This window comes from Halomonas terrestris (assembly GCF_049166755.1).
In the GTDB taxonomy this organism is placed as follows: domain Bacteria; phylum Pseudomonadota; class Gammaproteobacteria; order Pseudomonadales; family Halomonadaceae; genus Halomonas.
This window is the reverse complement of sequence record NZ_JBMHFZ010000006.1, coordinates 56,752-72,895: the sequence shown is the minus strand read 5'-3', so window position 1 is coordinate 72,895 and position 16,144 is coordinate 56,752. Positions and strand designations below refer to the sequence as shown.

Here is a 16,144-nt window from a genome sequence, read left to right as displayed (position 1 = left end):
CGCCAAGGGCATGAAACTGCTCGCCATTTTTGCCTATACTGGGAGGGCATCGCTGCAAGCACGTCTCGACCGCAGCCTCGCCTGGACGCGACGCGTGGATCATCAAGGAGCCGGAAGCCCAACCCAAGAAGAAGGAACACCGACATGATGAAGAAGATCTGCCGCTACCTCAGCCCGCTGCTGATCGCCGCCCTGGTGCTCGGCAGCCTGCCCGTAGCCGCTGCTCCCCAGCCCACTCCGGGCAGCGACCTGATCACCACGGAGGCGGCGCTGAATGCCGAACGTGGCCAGGGCGACCGCGAGCGTATCCAGGAAATTCTCGCGCGCGACGACGTCCAGCAACAGCTCCTCGCCCAGGGCGTGGACCTCGCGGAGGTGGAAGCCCGTGTTGCTGCCCTCTCGGACGAGGAAGCCGCCCAGATGGCCGAACAGCTCGAGCAGCTCCCCGCCGGGGCCAGCGTCGTGGGCGCACTGGTGCTGATATTCCTCGTGCTGCTGGTCACCGATATCCTCGGCCTGACCAACGTCTTCCCCTTCACACGCTGACCGGGGCATCCCATGACACCATGCCGTCCACGGCAGCACCGTCATGACGCCCCATGGAACGCCCGCACTGCGGGCGTTCTCGCGTTGCTGCTGCTGACACTGATACTGGCAGGCTGTGCCGGCACGCCCCGGTTGGCCGAGACCACCGAGGTGCGCCTCTCCCGCCAGGCGTTGATCGAGGACGTCCCCTTCCATGCCCAGCGCGAGTACCAGTGCGGCCCCGCCTCGCTTGCCATGGTGCTCAACGCCGACGGCGTGGACGTGGAGGTCGATACCCTGATTCCCCAGGTCTTCCTTCCCGGCCGAGAGGGAAGCGTGCAGCCCGAGATGCTCGCCACCGTGCGCCGGCACGGCCGCATCCCCTTCGTCATCGACAACCGCATCGATGCACTGCTGACCGAGATCGACGCCGGGCACCCGGTGGTGGTGATGCAGAACCTCGCCCTGCCCGCCTGGCCGATGTGGCACTATGCCGTGGCCATCGGCTACGACCTGGACGCCAACGAGTTGATCCTGCACAGTGGCGAGGAGCCCGAGCGGGTCGAGTCCTTCCGTCGCTTCGATGCCACCTGGGCGCGTAGCGACCGTTGGGCCTTCGTTGCCCTGCCCCCCGGTGAGCTTCCCGAGGGAATCGTCGAATACCGGGCCCTGGACGCGATCTCCGCCTATGAGCGGGTGCAGGGACCCGAGACCACCCTGCCCGCCTGGGGGGCCCTGGTCGAGCGCTTTCCCCGGGCCGCCATGGGCCACTTCGCCCTCGGCAATGCACGACATGCCACGGGTGATGCACAGGGGGCCATCAAGGCCTTCGAACGCGCCGTGGCGATCCAGCCGGACCTGGCCGTGGCCTGGCTCAACCTGGGTCTCGTCCTTCGCGACCAGGGCGACCCCGACGCCGCCCGACGGACGCTGCGCCAGGCCGCCGATCGCCCCGGCCACTGGCAACCCCATGCGCAGGAGGCACTGGCCGGTCTCGAGGAGGAGGGCACTTCATGAGCTACGACATCGTCCTCAAGCGCATCTACCGCCCCGCCGAGGCCGAGGACGGCGCCAGAGTCCTGGTCGACCGCCTCTGGCCACGCGGCAAGCGACGCGAGAGCCTCGCACTCACCGACTGGTACCGTGACGCCTCGCCATCCCCCGCCCTGCGCCGCCAGTACCACCAGGAGGAGATCAGTCATGCCGTCTTCGCCGCCCGCTATCGCGGCGAACTGCGCGACGATCCCGACAGCCTGTTGCCGCTGATGCGTCACGCCCGGCGCGGCCGCCTGACCCTGCTCTCCGCCGCCCGGGAACTGGACGACTCCCACCTGCCCATCCTGCGCGAGGCCCTCCTGCAGGCCCTCGAGGCCGAGGACGCCGAGGATCGCGAACCCACCTCGCCGCCGTGCTTCGCCCACCGACTGGGCGACGACCAACCGGACAGCTGATCGCGAGAAGCACGCGCCCCCGCAGGTCTTGTCCGCGGGGGCGCTTCTTGTGGACAGGGACGGCCCCCCCCTAGAACACCCGATTCAGCCCGTTCTGGGCGGCGACTCGGTAGGCCTCGGCCATGGTGGGATAGTTGAAGGTGGTGTTGACGAAGTACTTGAGGGTATTCGCCTCGCCCTGCTGCTGCATGATCGCCTGGCCGATGTGGACGATCTCGGAGGCCTGGTCGCCGAAGCAGTGGATGCCGTAGATCTCCAGGCTGTCCTGGTCGAAGAGGATCTTCAGCATGCCCACGGTATCACCGGTGATCTGGGCCCGCGCGGTGTCCTTGAAGAAGGCCTGGGCCACCTCGTAGGGGACCTTCGCCTCGGTGAGCTCGCGCTCGGTGCGGCCGAAGGAGCTGATCTCCGGGATGGTGTAGATACCGGTGGGCACCTCGGTGACGTAGCGGAAGTCGTCGTCCACCATCTCGCTGGAGGCATTGAGCCCCTGGTCGTAGGCGGCGCTGGCCAGGCTCGGCCAGCCGATCACGTCTCCGGCGGCATAGATGTGCGGCATGGCCGTGCGGTAGTGCTCGTCGACCGAGAGCTGACCGCGGCCGTTGGCTTCCAGGCCGATGTTCTCCAGTCCCAGCTGGTCGGTGTTGCCGGTACGGCCGTTGGCCCACAGGAAGGCGTCGGCGCGCAGCCGTTTCCCCGACTTCAGGTAGACGGTGACACCCGACTCGTTGCCCTCGACCCGCTCGTACTCCTCGTTGTGGCGGATCAGCACGCCATGCTTGCGCAGGTGGTAGGAGAGCGCATCACTGATCTCGTCGTCGAGGAAGGAGAGCAGGCTGTCGCGATTGTTGATCAGGTCGACCTTGACGCCGAGACCCGAGAAGATCGAGGCGTATTCGCAACCGATCACCCCCGCCCCGAAGATGATCAGGGTGCGCGGCGTATGATTGAGGCTGAGGATGGTATCGGAGCAGTAGATCCGCGAATGGCGGAAGTCGATGTCCGCCGGGCGGTAGGGGCGGGAGCCGGTAGCGATGATGATCTTCCGGGCCACCAGCTCTTCCATGCCCTCGTGGTCGTCGCGTACCAGCAGGGTGTGCTCGTCCTTGAAGCGGGCCACGCCGGTGAAGAGGTCGATGCGATTGCGGGCGTAGAACTTGGTACGCATCTCGACCTGCTGGTCGATGGTGACACGGGAACGTTCCATCACCCGGGGAAAGGAGAACCAGCGCGGCTCGCCGATGTCGCGGAACATGCGGTTGGTGTTGAACTGCATGATCTGCTTGACCTGGTGACGCAGTGCCTTGGAGGGGATCGTTCCCCAATGGGTGCAGTTGCCCCCCACCGTGCTCTGCTTCTCGATCGCCGCCACCCGCTTGCCGTGCTTGGCGGCATTGATGGCTGCACTCTCCCCCGCCGGACCGGTCCCGATCACCACCACGTCGTAGTTATGGACTGCCATTGGCTGTTGCGTCTCCTTGTTCCCTTGACTGAAAGCTGGAAGCTGGAAGCTGGAAGCTGGAAGCTGGAAGCTGGAAGCTGGAAGCCATGACGCTGCCACCGAACCAGCCCGCGGCAATGGTTATGCTTATCGCTTACCGCTTCAAGCTCCCCGAGGGGGCCGGCTTACAGCTCCGGGCGATGCCCGGTCAGCGCCTGGTGGCGTCATAGCCGAGATCGGTGCCGCGGCTCTCGTCGCTGCGACGACGGGCACTGCCGCGCTTGCGATTCTCCTCCTCGCACACCTCGTCCTTGCCGCCGCAGACCTCGCAGCCCTCCTTGAGACCGAGCTGGTTGAGGCCACCGCAGGATCCGGCGATCGGTTTGCGGCCGAGGATGACCCCGATCGCCATGGCCGCCACGATCAGCAGCATGAATCCCAGAACGATAAGCCATATGGTCATGAGTGTTCTCCCTTCGGTCATTCCTCGAGATATGTCTCGAGTGCCGAGCCATGATGAATTTCAATACCTTGTGATGTTAGGACAACGATGCGCACCGCACGATCCAGGAACGGCTCAAGCGCCTCGGGCCCCGCCGCCATCAACTCGCGAGCCTGGCGCTCGGCCTCGATGGTCGTGGGGGCCACCACACTGACCGCCAGCAGCCGGCTGGCCGCCAAGGGGGCTGCCCGCTCCCCTCCCGCAAGGGGCATGGGCATGTCATCGAGCCGCACGAGAGCGGCGTCGGCAAGCCGGAGCCTGGGCCCCTCCTCTCGCGGCATTCCGGCCCGGTCGAGAGCCAGGCGCCAGGCCCGACGACCTGCCGGACCCCGCACACGCACCATCCCGCCGAGCTCGATCATGGCATGCTCGACGGCATGGTCCAGGAGCAATGCAACGAGCCGGTCGACCGCCAATGCCCGGGCCATCTGCAGCAGTCGCTGCGCCAGGGAGGTGCTGTCGCTCCCCACCCCCGCTGGCAGGGGGCCGCGGGCGTGGCGAAGCGGGACCCGCAGCCGTGCCAGGTCCTGTTCGAGACTGACCAGTTCACCTTGGATGCCGGCCTGGAGGCGCTCACGCGCCCGGTCGTCGAGGTCGGCATGCAGGGTGATGTGGTAGCCGGTTCCGAGAGCTGTGCCCTCGAACTGGTGAAGCGGCGGCTGGCTGCGGCATCCGGCCAGCAGTGACATCGGCAACATCACCAGGGTAAACAGAAAGAGGGCCGGCCCGCAGGCCAGCCCCTTGTATCGCCTCGCGGCGAGGGAGGTCATCCGCCGAAGTCGTCCAGCAGGATGTTCTCGGGTTCCACGCCCAGGTCGAGCAGCATCTTGATCACCGAGGCGTTCATCATGGGCGGCCCGCACATGTAGTACTCGCAGTCCTCGGGCGCCGGGTGGTCCTTGAGGTAGTTCTCGTAGAGGACGTTGTGGATGAAGCCGGTGGGCCCCTCCCAGTTGTCCTCGGGCTGCGGGTCGGAGAGTGCCAGGTGCCACTCGAAGTTGTCGAACTCCTCGGCCAGCTGGTCGTACTCCTCGTTGTAGAAGGTCTCGCGCCAGGAGCGTGCGCCGTACCAGAACGAGATCTTGCGCGACGACTTGAGGCGCTTGAGCTGGTCGAAGATGTGGCTGCGCATCGGTGCCATTCCCGCACCGCCTCCGACGAAGATCATCTCGGCATCGGTGTCCTTGGCAAAGAATTCGCCGAAGGGCCCCATCACGGTGACCTTGTCACCCGGCTTCAGGTTGAAGACGTAGGTGGACATCAGGCCCGGCGGATGGTTGGTGTTGGGCGGCGGCGTGGCGATGCGGATATTGAACTTGAGGATGCCCTTCTCTTCCGGGTAGTTCGCCATGGAGTAGGCGCGGATGACTTCCTCGTTGTTCTTGTGGGAGATCTTGAACAGGTCGAACTTCTCCCAGTCGCCCCGGTACTCCTCCTCGATGTCGAAGTCGGAGAACTTGATGTCGTAGGGCGGCGCCACCAGCTGCACGTAGCCGCCGGCACGGAAGGCCACTTCCTCGCCCTCGGGGAGCTTGAGGTTGAGCTCCTTGATGAAGGTGGCGACGTTGGGGTTGGCGATGACCTCGCACTCCCACTGCTTGACGCCGAAGACCTCCTCGGGGACCTCGATCTTCATGTCCTGCTTCACCGGCACCTGGCAGGAGAGGCGCCAGCCCTCCTTCTTCTCGCGCAGGGTGAAGTGGGACTCCTCAGTGGGCAGGATGGCCCCACCGCCCTCTTCCACCCGGCACTTGCACTGGGCGCAGGAACCACCGCCGCCACAGGCGGACGACAGGAAGATGCCGTTGGCGGCCAGGGTGTTGAGCAGCTTGCCGCCGGCCTGGGTGGTCAGGGTGTGCTCGGGGTCGCCGTTGACCTCGATGGTCACGTCCCCGGTGCTGACGAGCTTGCTGCGTGCCGCCAGGATCACCAGTACCAGGCCGATGACGACCACGGTGAACATGACCACACCGAGCAAGATGACTGTTGTATCAACCATGTCGGTTTCCTATTGCTTGACGTTGCCTGGTTCCCGGCGGAGACGAGCACCACCGGGAAAACACGACCTGCCTCAGAGCTGGATGCCGGAGAAGGACATGAAGCCCAGCGACATCAGGCCCACGGTGATGAAGGTGATGCCCAGCCCCTGCAGGGAGCCGGGAACGTCGCTGTACTTGAGCTTCTCGCGGATGCCTGCCAGCGCCGTGATGGCCAGCGCCCAGCCAACGCCGGAGCCGAGACCATAGGTCACGGACTCGCCGAAGTTGTAGTTGCGCTCGACCATGAACAGCACGCCGCCGAGGATGGCGCAGTTCACGGTGATCAGCGGCAGGAAGACACCCAGCGCGTTGTAGAGCACCGGCACGTACTTGTCGAGGAACATCTCGAGGATCTGCACCAGGGCGGCGATCACGCCGATGTAGCTGAGCAGCCCCAGAAACGAGAGGTCGATGTTCTCGGCACCGCTGATGCCGGTCCAGGAAAGCGCCCCTTCGGCCAGCAGGAAGGTGTAGACCAGGTTGTTGACCGGCACGGCGATGGTCAGCACCACGATGACGGCAATGCCGAGGCCGAAGGCCGCCGAGACCTTCTTGGACACCGCCAGGAAGGTACACATGCCGAGGAAGAACGCCAGGGCCAGGTTCTCGACGAAGACCGAGGCAACGAACAGGCTGATATAGTGTTCCATGTTACACGGCCTCCTTCGGTTCGGTGTTGTGCTTCATCTTGAACTCGTTCTCCTCGATCTGCTCCGGGTTCAGCGAACGCAGCACCCAGATGATCAGGCCGATGATGAAGAACGCCGACGGCGGCAGCAGCAGCAGGCCGTTGGGCACGTACCAGCCGCCGTTCTGCACGGTCTCCAGCACGGTGAAGCCGAACACGCTGCCCGACCCGAACAGCTCGCGGAAGAAGCCCACGGTCATCAGGATGAAGCCGTAGCCGATGCCGTTGCCGATGCCGTCCAGGAAGGACATCCCGGGAGTGTTCTGCATGGCGAAGCCTTCCGCGCGCCCCATCACGATGCAGTTGGTGATGATCAGGCCGACGAACACCGAGAGCTGCTTGGACATCTCGTAGGCGTACGCCTTGAGGATCTGATCCACCACGATCACCAGGGAGGCGATGATGGTCATCTGCACGATGATGCGGATGGAGGACGGGATATGGTGCCGGATCAGCGACACGAACAGGTTGGCGAAGGCGGTCACGAAGATCACCGCCATGGTCATGACCAGCGAGACGCTCATGCTGGTGGTCACCGCCAGCGCGGAGCAGATGCCGAGCACCTGCAGGGCGATGGGGTTGTTCTTGAAGATCGGCGTCGTCAGGACGCCCTTGGGAGTCGCGGCTGACATGATCAGGCTCCTTCAGCTTCGAGTTCGACGTCGGTGTCCTGGGCCTCGCCCGGGTCCACCGCGCTGCGGAACTTGGCCAGATACTCGCCGAAGCCTTCCGGGCTCAGCCAGAACTGCAGCATGTTGGTGACGCCGTTGCTGGTCAGGGTGGCACCGGAGAGGCCGTCGACCTCGTGCTCGCCGCTGCCGCTGCCCTTGGCCACACGGATGGCCGGGGTCAGATCGCCTTCCTCGTCGAAGATCTGCTTGCCTTCCCACTGGGCCTGCCAGCGCGGGTTGTTGACCTCGGCGCCGAGCCCCGGCGTCTCGCTGTGCTCGTAGTAGGTGATGCCGACGATGGTGTTGCCGTCACCCTCCACCGACAGGAAGCCACGCATCAGGCCCCACAGCCCCTGGCCACGGATTGGCAGGATGATCTGCTCGGGGTCGTCCGGGTCACCGACCAGGTAGACGGTGGCAAAGTTCTCCACGCGGGTGAGGCCGGCGGGATCACGCTCACCGGAGAGGGTACGCGAGGCAGCCGGATCACGACGGTACTCGAAGCCGTCGTAGGTGTCCGGATCGAACTCGTCGGTGTACTCGCCGGTACGCATGTCGACGATGCGCGGCGTGACGTTGGCGAACTCCTCCTCGACATCCATCCCCGGCTCGTAGAGATTGGCCACGTTGAGGATGTTGGTCTTGCGGTCGAGTTCCTGGTTGAGCTGCTGCAGGGGGCGCAGGGCCACCGCAGCCGTCGAGACGATGACCGAACACACGATGCAGAGTGCGAACGCCACCGTCAGGATCTTCTTGATGGAGTTATTGCTCTGTGCCATCAGGCAGTCTCCTCGGCCGGCACACCGGTGCGCTGCATGCGGCGCTTGATGTTGGCCTGTACAAAGAAGTGGTCGATGAGCGGGGCGAACAGGTTGGCGAACAGGATCGCCAGCATGATGCCTTCGGGGAATGCCGGGTTGACCACCCGGATCAGCACGGTCATCACGCCGATCACCACACCGAAGATCAGACGGCCCGGGTTGGTCATGGAGGCGGACACCGGATCGGTGGCCATGAACACCATGCCGAAGGCGAAGCCGCCGATCACCAGGTGCCAGTACCAGGGCATGGCGAACATCGGGTTGGTGTCGGAGCCGATCAGGTTGAACAGTGCGCTGGTCGCCACCATCCCGAGGAAGACCCCGAGCATGATTCGCCAGGAGGCGATCTTGGTCCACAGCAGCACCGCCGCGCCGATGAGGATCGCCAGGGTCGAGACCTCGCCCACGGAGCCCGGAACGAAGCCGATGAAGGCATCCCACCAGCTGAACTGGCTGGTCAGGGCCGCCATGCCGTCCTGGAAGCCGATCGAGAGCGGGGTCGCGCCCGTATAACCGTCGGCCGCCACCCACACCGCGTCCCCGGAGATCTGCGCCGGGTAGGCGAAGTAGAGGAAGGCACGGCCGGTCAGCGCCGGGTTGAGGAAGTTCTTGCCGGTGCCACCGAAGATCTCCTTGCCGATCACCACGCCGAAGGTGATGCCGAGCGCCACCTGCCAGAGCGGGATGGTGGCCGGCAGGATCAGCGCATAGAGCACGGAGGTGACGAAGAAGCCCTCGTTGACCTCGTGACCGCGCTTCACCGCGAACAGCACCTCCCAGAAGCCACCGACGACGAAGGTCACCAGGTAGATCGGCAGGAAGTAGGTCGCGCCGAGCACGAGATTCGCCCACACGCTGTCGGGGTTGTGGCCGCTGGCGAGGGTCATCATGATCGCCTCGCGCCAGCCGGCCATGGAGGCGTAGCCGTCGGCGATGGCCAGGTTGGACTGCCAGCCGGCGTTCCACATGCCGAACAGCATCGCCGGGAAGGTGCACAGCCACACGGTGATCATGATGCGTTTCAGATCGATACCGTCACGCACGTGGGCGGTGGTCTTGGCCACGTTGGGCGGCGCATAGAAGATGGTGTCTACCGCCTCGAAGAGGGGATAGAACTTCTCGTACTTGCCACCCTTGTGGAAGTGCGGCTCGAGATTGTCGAGTGTCTGTCGGATACCCATCATCAGGCCTCTTTCTCGATCAGGGTGAGGTTGTCACGCAGGATGGGACCGTATTCGTACTTGCCGGGGCACACGTAGGTGCACAGGGCGAGGTCCTCTTCATCCAGTTCCAGACACCCGAGCTGCATCGCCGTCTCGATGTCGCCGACGATCAGCGAGCGCAGCAGCTGGGTGGGCAGGATGTCCAGCGGCATCACTTCCTCGTAGGCGCCCACCGGCACCATGGCCCGCTCGGAGCCGTTGGTCGAGGTGGTCGGCGCATAGTTCTTCAGGCCGGTGAACTTCGACAGGTAGATACCCAGGATCGAGTGGCGGTTGGCACCGGGTGACATCCAGCCCATGAAGACACGCTTGTTGCCCTCTTCCAGCAGGCTGAGCTGGCTGTGGAAGCGACCCAGGTAGCGCAGGCTGCCCTCGCAGGTGAAGCCCGAGAAGACCGAACCGGAGATGACCCGGGTGCCATCGGGGTCGATCACCTCGCCGGCCAGCAGCTCATCGGTGCTGGCACCGACCCGGGTGCGCAGCAGACGCGGCTGCTCGGCGCGGGGGCCGCCCACGGCAACGATGCGGCTGACGTCCAGCTTGCCTTCCGCGAACAGCTTGCCGAAGGCGATGACGTCCTGGTAGCCGATATGCCAGACGCGCTTGTGCAGGGCGACCGGCGATAGGTAGTGGATATGGGTGCCGACCAGGCCGGCCGGGTGCGGGCCGCCGAAGGTCTCGACCTGGACGCCCTTGACGTCGCCGCCCGGGATACGGGCATCCGCTGCGGTGCAGAGGAAGACCTTGCCCTCGGTCAGGCGCGACAGCACCTTGAGGCCATCCTCGAAGGCCTCGGGCTGCTCGTTGATGATCCCGGCCGGATCGGCACTCAGCGGATGGGTATCGATGGCGGTGACGAAGATGTCCGTCGGGGTGCCGTCGATGGCCGGAGTGCGCGAATACGGGCGGGTACGCAGTGCGGTCCACAGGCCGGACTCGACCAGCTGGTCAACCACGGCCTGGCGCTCCAGGCTCTCGAGCTTGTCACGGCCATGGGCGGTGAACTCGACCGCCTCCTCGTTCTCGTCGACCTTGATCACCACCGACAGCAGCTTGCGCTTCTCGCCGCGATTGATGGCCACGATCTCGCCGGCAGCGGGCGCCGTGAAGCGCACGCCGTCGATCTTCTTGTCGGTGAAGAGCAGCTGGCCCAGCTTGACTCTATCCCCCTCCCGGACCTCCATGGTCGGCTTCATGCCGACGTAGTCGGTACCCAGGATCGCCACGTGACGTGCCGGGCGCGCATCCTCGATGCGCTGCTCGGGCGCCCCCGTGATGGGGAGATCCAGGCCTTTCTTGACTTCGATCATAGTCTCGCCCAGTTGATGGATCGGATATACGAAGGAAAGGGGTTCGAATGGATTCGAATGCTTGTCGTTTCAGTACGTTACCAGTCAGGCCCGAGGCAAGCTCGGACCACCCCGAAAAATCCCCGGTATTATAAAGACAAGCCGGTGTGATGACCACCTGCCTGAAGGTCGCAAGTGTTGTCCTGGGGCAAGGGAAAAATTGTCGCAGGCTGTGGAATCTGCGTTGAAATCTCCGCGAGACAGGCGGCTGGGAGGGAACGACGGAGAGAGGGAGGGACATCCGGTGCCGCCCCTCGCTCGAGGGGCGGCGACCCGGGTTCAGGCGCGGGAGCGGGGCAGCTTGAGGAAGTGCACGTTGGAGACATGCTGCAGGATGCGCACCACCTGGCAGCTGTAGCCGAACTCGTTGTCGTACCAGACATAGAGCACGGCATGCCTGCCGTTGGCGATAGTGGCCTTGGCATCGACGATGCCGGCATGGCGGTTGCCGACGAAGTCCGAGGAGACCACCTCCGGCGAATCGACGTAGTCGATCTGCTTCTGGTAGGCCGACTCGATCGACATGCGACGCAGGAAGTCGTTCAGCGCCTCGGCGTCCGTCTCCTTCTCCAGGGTCAGGTTGAGGATCGCCATGGAGACGTTGGGCGTCGGCACGCGGATGGCGTTGCCGGTCAGTTTGCCGGAAAGCTCCGGCAGCGCCTTGGCCACGGCCTTGGCGGCACCGGTCTCGGTGAGCACCATGTTGAGCGGCGCGCTGCGGCCGCGACGATCGCCCTTGTGGTAGTTGTCGATGAGGTTCTGGTCGTTGGTGTAGGCGTGGACCGTCTCGACATGGCCATTGGCAATGCCGTACTCGTCGTTGAGCACCTTGAGCACCGGCACGATGGCGTTGGTGGTACAGGACGCCGCCGAGAGGATGCGGTCCTCCTGGGTGATGTCACCGTCGTTGATGCCGAAGACGATGTTCTTGATGTCACCCTTGCCCGGCGCGGTGAGCAGCGCCTTGGCCACGCCCCTGCACTGCAGGTGCTGCCCCAGGCCCGCCTCGTCGCGCCAGATGCCGGTGTTGTCCACCACCACGGCATTGTCGATGCCGTGGACGGTGTAGTCCACGTCGGCTGGCGAGTCGGCATAGATCACCTGGATGACGTTGCCGTTGGCGGTGATGGTGCGCGCCTCGGCATCCACCTGGATGGTGCCGTCGAAGGGGCCGTGCACCGAGTCGCGGCGCAGCAGGCTCGCCCGCTTCTCGAGGTCCTTGGCGATGTCGCCGCGCCCCCGCACGACGATGGCGCGCAGGCGCAGCAGGTTGCCGCCGCCGGCCTTCTCCACCAGCACCCGGGCCAGGATGCGCCCGATGCGGCCGAAGCCGTAGAGCACCACGTCCTTGGGCTCGCCGTTACCGCGGCTCGGGTCGTGGGTATCGACGATCTCGGCGAGTTCCTCGCGCAGGAAGGCCGCGGCATCACCGCCACCCCGCTTCTTGAAGGCGACGCCGAGCTTGCCCACGTCCACATGGGCCGGGCCCAGGTTGAGCTGGGTCATGGCCTGGACCAGCGGGAAGGTATCCTGCACGGAGAGCTCGGTCCCCTCGACCTTCCTGACGAAACGGTGGTCTTTCAGGATACGGATCACCGAGCGATTGAACAGCGAGCGCCCGTAGAGGGTGGTGACCACGTTGTTATGGCGGTAGAGGCTGCCGATCAGCGGGATCATCTGCTCGGCGATCGCCTGGTTGTCATGCCATTCCTGGAAGACGGTATCGAGGGGTTGCTGACTCACGAGAAGCCTCTCTGATGGTGTGAAGGGGTCGACGACATTATCGGGGGCCGGGCCGTCGGGGGCAATCGATGTATGGTCGCAGCCGCTGTAGGGGGATTACAGGAAACGGCGTTTGACTACAAGCGCGTCGCGGGGCTGGTATGATGACCCCGGAACCACCTCGACACCCATCGCCGGTGGGGCCGGAGCCCCACCGTCAGCCAGCCGAAGAGACCATGCCGAACTTCTCGCCACTCGACCCGCCGAGGCCGCAGGGCCTGCGTGACACCCTCTACTGGCAGACGCCCCCCGGCAGCGCCAGCGCCCTGGCCCTGGCCCGGCTGGCCAGCGATGCACCACTGCTGGTGATCACCGCCGACACCGCCCAGGCCCAGCGCCTGGAGAACGACCTGGGCTTCTATGCCCGGCTACCCGTGCTGCCCTTCCCGGACTGGGAGACGCTGCCCTACGACAGCTTCTCGCCCCACCAGGACATCGTCTCGGCACGGCTGCGCACCCTGCGCCGGCTGCAGGACGGCGAGCACGGCATCGTGCTGGTGCCCATCAATACCCTGATGCAGCGGCTGCCGCCGGTGGACTACATCGCCGGGCGGGTGATGACCCTGGCCGTGGGCCAGGCTCTCGACCGGGAGGGCTTCCGGGATGCCCTGTCACGCGCCGGCTACCGTGCCGTCGAGACCGTCTACGAACCGGGCGAGTACGCGCTGCGTGGGGCCCTGATCGACCTCTTCCCCATGGGTGCCGAGGCCCCGCTGCGCATCGACCTGTTCGACGACGAGATCGACACCCTGCGCCACTTCGACCCGGACACCCAGCGCAGCCAGGACAGGATCGAGCAGGTCGACCTGCTGCCGGCCCACGAGTACTCGCTGTCACGCTCGGCCATCGCCTGCTTCCGCGAGGGGTTCGAGACCCTGTTCGACGTCGACCCCCGCCAGTGCCCGCTCTACGTGGACGCCCTCAAGGGCATCCCCTCCCCCGGCCTGGAGCAGTACCTGCCGCTGTTCTTCGAGCGGACCGCGACGCTGTTCGAGCACCTCGCCGAGAGCACCCGGGTGGCACTGCTGCCGGGTGTCTTCGACGCCGCCGAGCACCACTGGGCCGCCATCGAGAGCCGCTACGAGAACCTCGGCGTCGATCCTTCACGCCCCCTGCTGCCACCCCATCGCGCCTTCGTGCCGGTGGCCGAGGTGTTCGGCGCCATCAAGCACCATCCGCGGGTGGAACTGACCGACGATGCCGAGCATCGCCATGCCCGGCCGGTGGCGGCCCAGGCGCCGCCGGCGGTGGCGGTGAACGCCCGGGCCAGGCACCCGCTGGCCGCCCTCGAGGGGTTCCTCGCCGAGCATGTCGACACCCGGATACTGTTCGTGGCCGAGTCCCGCGGTCGCCGCGAGGCGCTGGAGGAGTCCCTGGCGCCGCTGCATCTCGGGCTGCCCCATGTCGAGAGCTTTGCCGACTTCCTCGATGCCGACAGCCGCCTGGCCATCACCGAGGGCGAGATCGACGCCGGCCTGTGGCTCACCGACCCGGATCTGGCCGTGATCAGCGAGACCGAGCTGTTCGGCGAGGTGGTGCGCCAGAGCCGGCGGCGCGAGAGGGCCACCGACGCCGATGAGCTGGCCATCCGCCACCTCTCCGAGCTGCGCCCCGGGGCCCCGGTGGTGCACCAGGCCCACGGGGTGGGTCGCTACAAGGGGCTCGAGACGATCGAGGCCGGCGGCCAGGCCGCCGAGTTCGTGACCCTGGAGTATGCCGATGGAGCGCGCCTCTACGTGCCCGTCGACAGCCTGCACCTGATCTCCCGCTACGCCGGGGTCGATGACGAACTCGCTCCGCTGCACCGGCTGGGCTCGGACAACTGGGAGAAGGCCAAGCGCAAGGCCGCCGAGAAGATCCGCGACACCGCCGCCGAACTGCTCGACATCTATGCCCGCCGCGAGGCCCGGGAAGGCTTCGCCTGTGCGCCGCCCGACGCCGAGTACGCGCGCTTCGCCGCCAACTTCCCCTTCGAGGAGACCCCCGACCAGCGTGCCGCCATCCAGGCGGTGATCGAGGACATGACCGCGCCGAGGCCCATGGACCGGGTGGTCTGCGGCGACGTGGGCTTCGGCAAGACCGAGGTGGCGATGCGCGCCGCCTTCCTGGCGGTTCACTCCGGGCGCCAGGTGGTGGTGCTGGTGCCCACCACCCTGCTCGCCCGCCAGCACTACGAGAACTTCCGCGACCGCTTCGCCGATACCGCCGTGCAGGTGGAACTGATCTCGCGCTTCACCGCCGGCAAGGGTCAGGCCGCCTCGCTCAAGCGCATCGAGGAGGGCCAGGCCGACATCGTCATCGGCACCCACAAGCTGCTCTCGAAATCGATGAAGCTGCCGAAGATGGGCCTGCTGATCATCGACGAGGAGCACCGCTTCGGCGTGGCCCAGAAGGAGCGCCTCAAGAGCCTGCGCGCCGAGGTGGATATCCTGACCATGACCGCCACGCCGATCCCGCGCACCCTGAACATGGCCATGAGCGGCATCCGCGACCTGTCGATCATCGCCACGCCACCGGCGCGGCGCCTGTCGGTGAAGACCTTCGTGCAGCAGCGCGACGAGGCGATCATCAAGGAGGCGATCCTGCGCGAGATCCTGCGCGGCGGCCAGGTCTACTTCCTGCACAACGAGGTCAGGACCATCGAGACCGCCGCGGAGACAGTCCGCACGCTGGTGCCCGAGGCGCGGGTCGGCGTGGCCCACGGCCAGCTGCCCGAGCGCTCGCTGGAGCGGGTGATGTCGGACTTCTACCACAAGCGCTTCAACGTGCTGATCTGCTCCACCATCATCGAGACCGGCATCGACGTGCCCAGTGCCAACACCATCGTCATCGAGCGTGCCGACCGCTTCGGCCTGGCCCAGCTGCACCAGCTGCGCGGCCGGGTCGGTCGCAGCCACCACCAGGCCTACGCCTACCTGCTGGCCCCCCACCCCAGGGCCATGACCAAGGATGCCGTCAAGCGCCTGGAGGCGATCGCCGGGGCCGAGGACCTGGGTGCCGGCTTCACCCTGGCCAGTCACGACATGGAGATCCGCGGCGCCGGCGAGCTGCTCGGCGAGGAGCAGAGCGGTCAGATGGAAGCGATCGGCTACGGCCTCTACATGCAGATGCTCGACCGCGCCGTGGCGGCCATCCGCGCCGGCAAGACGCCCAACATCGAGGCCCCGCTGGACGAGGGGGTCGAGGTGAGTCTCAACCTGCCGGCACTGATTCCCGACGACTACCTGCACGACGTGCAGCAGCGCCTGGTGATGTACAAGCGCATCGCCAGCGCCGCCGACGAGGCCGAGCTCAAGGAACTGCAGGTGGAGATGATCGACCGCTTCGGCCTGCTCCCGGCCCCGGTGAAGACCCTGATCCGCCAGACGAAGCTGCGCCAGCGTGCCGAGAAGCTCGGCATCGCGCGCCTCGAGGCGGGCCCGGAGCGCGGACGGGTGATCTTCGGCGCCCAGACACGGGTCGACCCCCTGACCCTGGTGGAGCTGATCCAGCACTCGCCCGATCGCTACCGCCTCGATGGCGCCGACACCCTGCGCTTCGAGGCCAGCATGGAAAAGGAGGAGTCCCGCTTCCAGGCGGTGGAGCAACTGCTCGAGGCGCTCAACCGCAAGGCCGAGGCGGCGTAGCCCCCCTTCGGGGTCAGCCCCCGAAG

General features: G+C 66.1%; 14 protein-coding genes. 4 read left to right on the top strand and 10 right to left on the bottom strand.

The annotated features are described in order from the left end of the window. Positions 1-147: 147 nt before the first annotated feature. From ACOMD9_RS07940 to ACOMD9_RS07930, 3 genes are all read left to right on the top strand, one after another. Positions 148-546 carry a PA2779 family protein gene (locus ACOMD9_RS07940; RefSeq protein ID WP_421413737.1) on the top strand — a complete coding sequence of 133 codons (399 nt, stop codon included), beginning with the start codon at positions 148-150 and terminating at the stop codon, positions 544-546. A gap of 84 nt (positions 547-630) precedes the next feature. Next, a complete protein-coding gene (locus tag ACOMD9_RS07935) occupies positions 631-1,542 on the top strand; it encodes a PA2778 family cysteine peptidase (protein WP_421413481.1) in 912 nt (303 codons plus the stop codon). Further along, positions 1,539-1,976: a DUF488 domain-containing protein gene (locus tag ACOMD9_RS07930; RefSeq protein WP_421413479.1), complete on the top strand. Its 438-nt coding sequence runs from the start codon at positions 1,539-1,541 to the stop codon at positions 1,974-1,976. The genes ACOMD9_RS07935 and ACOMD9_RS07930 overlap by 4 nt, the downstream gene beginning before the upstream one ends. A gap of 70 nt (positions 1,977-2,046) precedes the next feature. On the opposite strand, the gene sthA is transcribed toward ACOMD9_RS07930, so the two are convergent. The 10 genes from sthA to ACOMD9_RS07880 all read right to left on the bottom strand — a co-directional run bounded on the left by sthA (position 2,047) and on the right by ACOMD9_RS07880 (position 12,453). Further along, entirely contained in the window at positions 2,047-3,438 is a 1,392-nt protein-coding gene (gene sthA, locus ACOMD9_RS07925; RefSeq protein ID WP_421413477.1) for a Si-specific NAD(P)(+) transhydrogenase, read from the bottom strand. A gap of 187 nt (positions 3,439-3,625) precedes the next feature. Then, complete coding sequence (gene nqrM / locus ACOMD9_RS07920) at positions 3,626-3,880, bottom strand: (Na+)-NQR maturation NqrM (RefSeq protein WP_421413475.1); 255 nt, start codon at positions 3,878-3,880, stop codon at positions 3,626-3,628. A gap of 17 nt (positions 3,881-3,897) precedes the next feature. Further along, positions 3,898-4,689, bottom strand: coding sequence for an FAD:protein FMN transferase (locus ACOMD9_RS07915; protein WP_421413474.1), 792 nt, complete (start codon positions 4,687-4,689; stop codon positions 3,898-3,900). Then, positions 4,686-5,918, bottom strand: coding sequence for an NADH:ubiquinone reductase (Na(+)-transporting) subunit F (gene nqrF, locus ACOMD9_RS07910; RefSeq protein WP_421413471.1), 1,233 nt, complete (start codon positions 5,916-5,918; stop codon positions 4,686-4,688). Before nqrF ends, ACOMD9_RS07915 begins: the two co-directional genes overlap by 4 nt. 72 nt (positions 5,919-5,990) lie before the next feature. Beyond that, on the bottom strand, positions 5,991-6,608 hold the full coding sequence (gene nqrE, locus ACOMD9_RS07905) for an NADH:ubiquinone reductase (Na(+)-transporting) subunit E (RefSeq protein ID WP_421413469.1): 618 nt from the start codon (positions 6,606-6,608) through the stop codon (positions 5,991-5,993). 1 nt (position 6,609) lies between these two features. Next, positions 6,610-7,278 (bottom strand): NADH:ubiquinone reductase (Na(+)-transporting) subunit D, encoded by a 669-nt coding sequence (locus ACOMD9_RS07900; RefSeq protein WP_421413466.1) that lies wholly within the window; start codon positions 7,276-7,278, stop codon positions 6,610-6,612. Between the two features lie 2 nt (positions 7,279-7,280). After that, positions 7,281-8,096, bottom strand: a complete 816-nt coding sequence (locus ACOMD9_RS07895) for a Na(+)-translocating NADH-quinone reductase subunit C (protein ID WP_421413464.1) — start codon at positions 8,094-8,096, stop codon at positions 7,281-7,283. Beyond that, entirely contained in the window at positions 8,096-9,322 is a 1,227-nt protein-coding gene (locus ACOMD9_RS07890) for an NADH:ubiquinone reductase (Na(+)-transporting) subunit B (RefSeq protein ID WP_421413461.1), read from the bottom strand. The genes ACOMD9_RS07895 and ACOMD9_RS07890 overlap by 1 nt, the downstream gene beginning before the upstream one ends. Next, positions 9,322-10,671, bottom strand: a complete 1,350-nt coding sequence (locus ACOMD9_RS07885) for a Na(+)-translocating NADH-quinone reductase subunit A (RefSeq protein ID WP_421413459.1) — start codon at positions 10,669-10,671, stop codon at positions 9,322-9,324. Before ACOMD9_RS07885 ends, ACOMD9_RS07890 begins: the two co-directional genes overlap by 1 nt. 318 nt (positions 10,672-10,989) lie before the next feature. Beyond that, positions 10,990-12,453 (bottom strand): glyceraldehyde-3-phosphate dehydrogenase, encoded by a 1,464-nt coding sequence (locus tag ACOMD9_RS07880; protein WP_421413457.1) that lies wholly within the window; start codon positions 12,451-12,453, stop codon positions 10,990-10,992. A 215-nt stretch (positions 12,454-12,668) separates the two neighbouring features. On the opposite strand from ACOMD9_RS07880, the gene mfd reads away from it, so the two are divergent. Further along, positions 12,669-16,118 (top strand): transcription-repair coupling factor, encoded by a 3,450-nt coding sequence (gene mfd / locus ACOMD9_RS07875; RefSeq protein ID WP_421413455.1) that lies wholly within the window; start codon positions 12,669-12,671, stop codon positions 16,116-16,118. Positions 16,119-16,144: the final 26 nt, after the last annotated feature.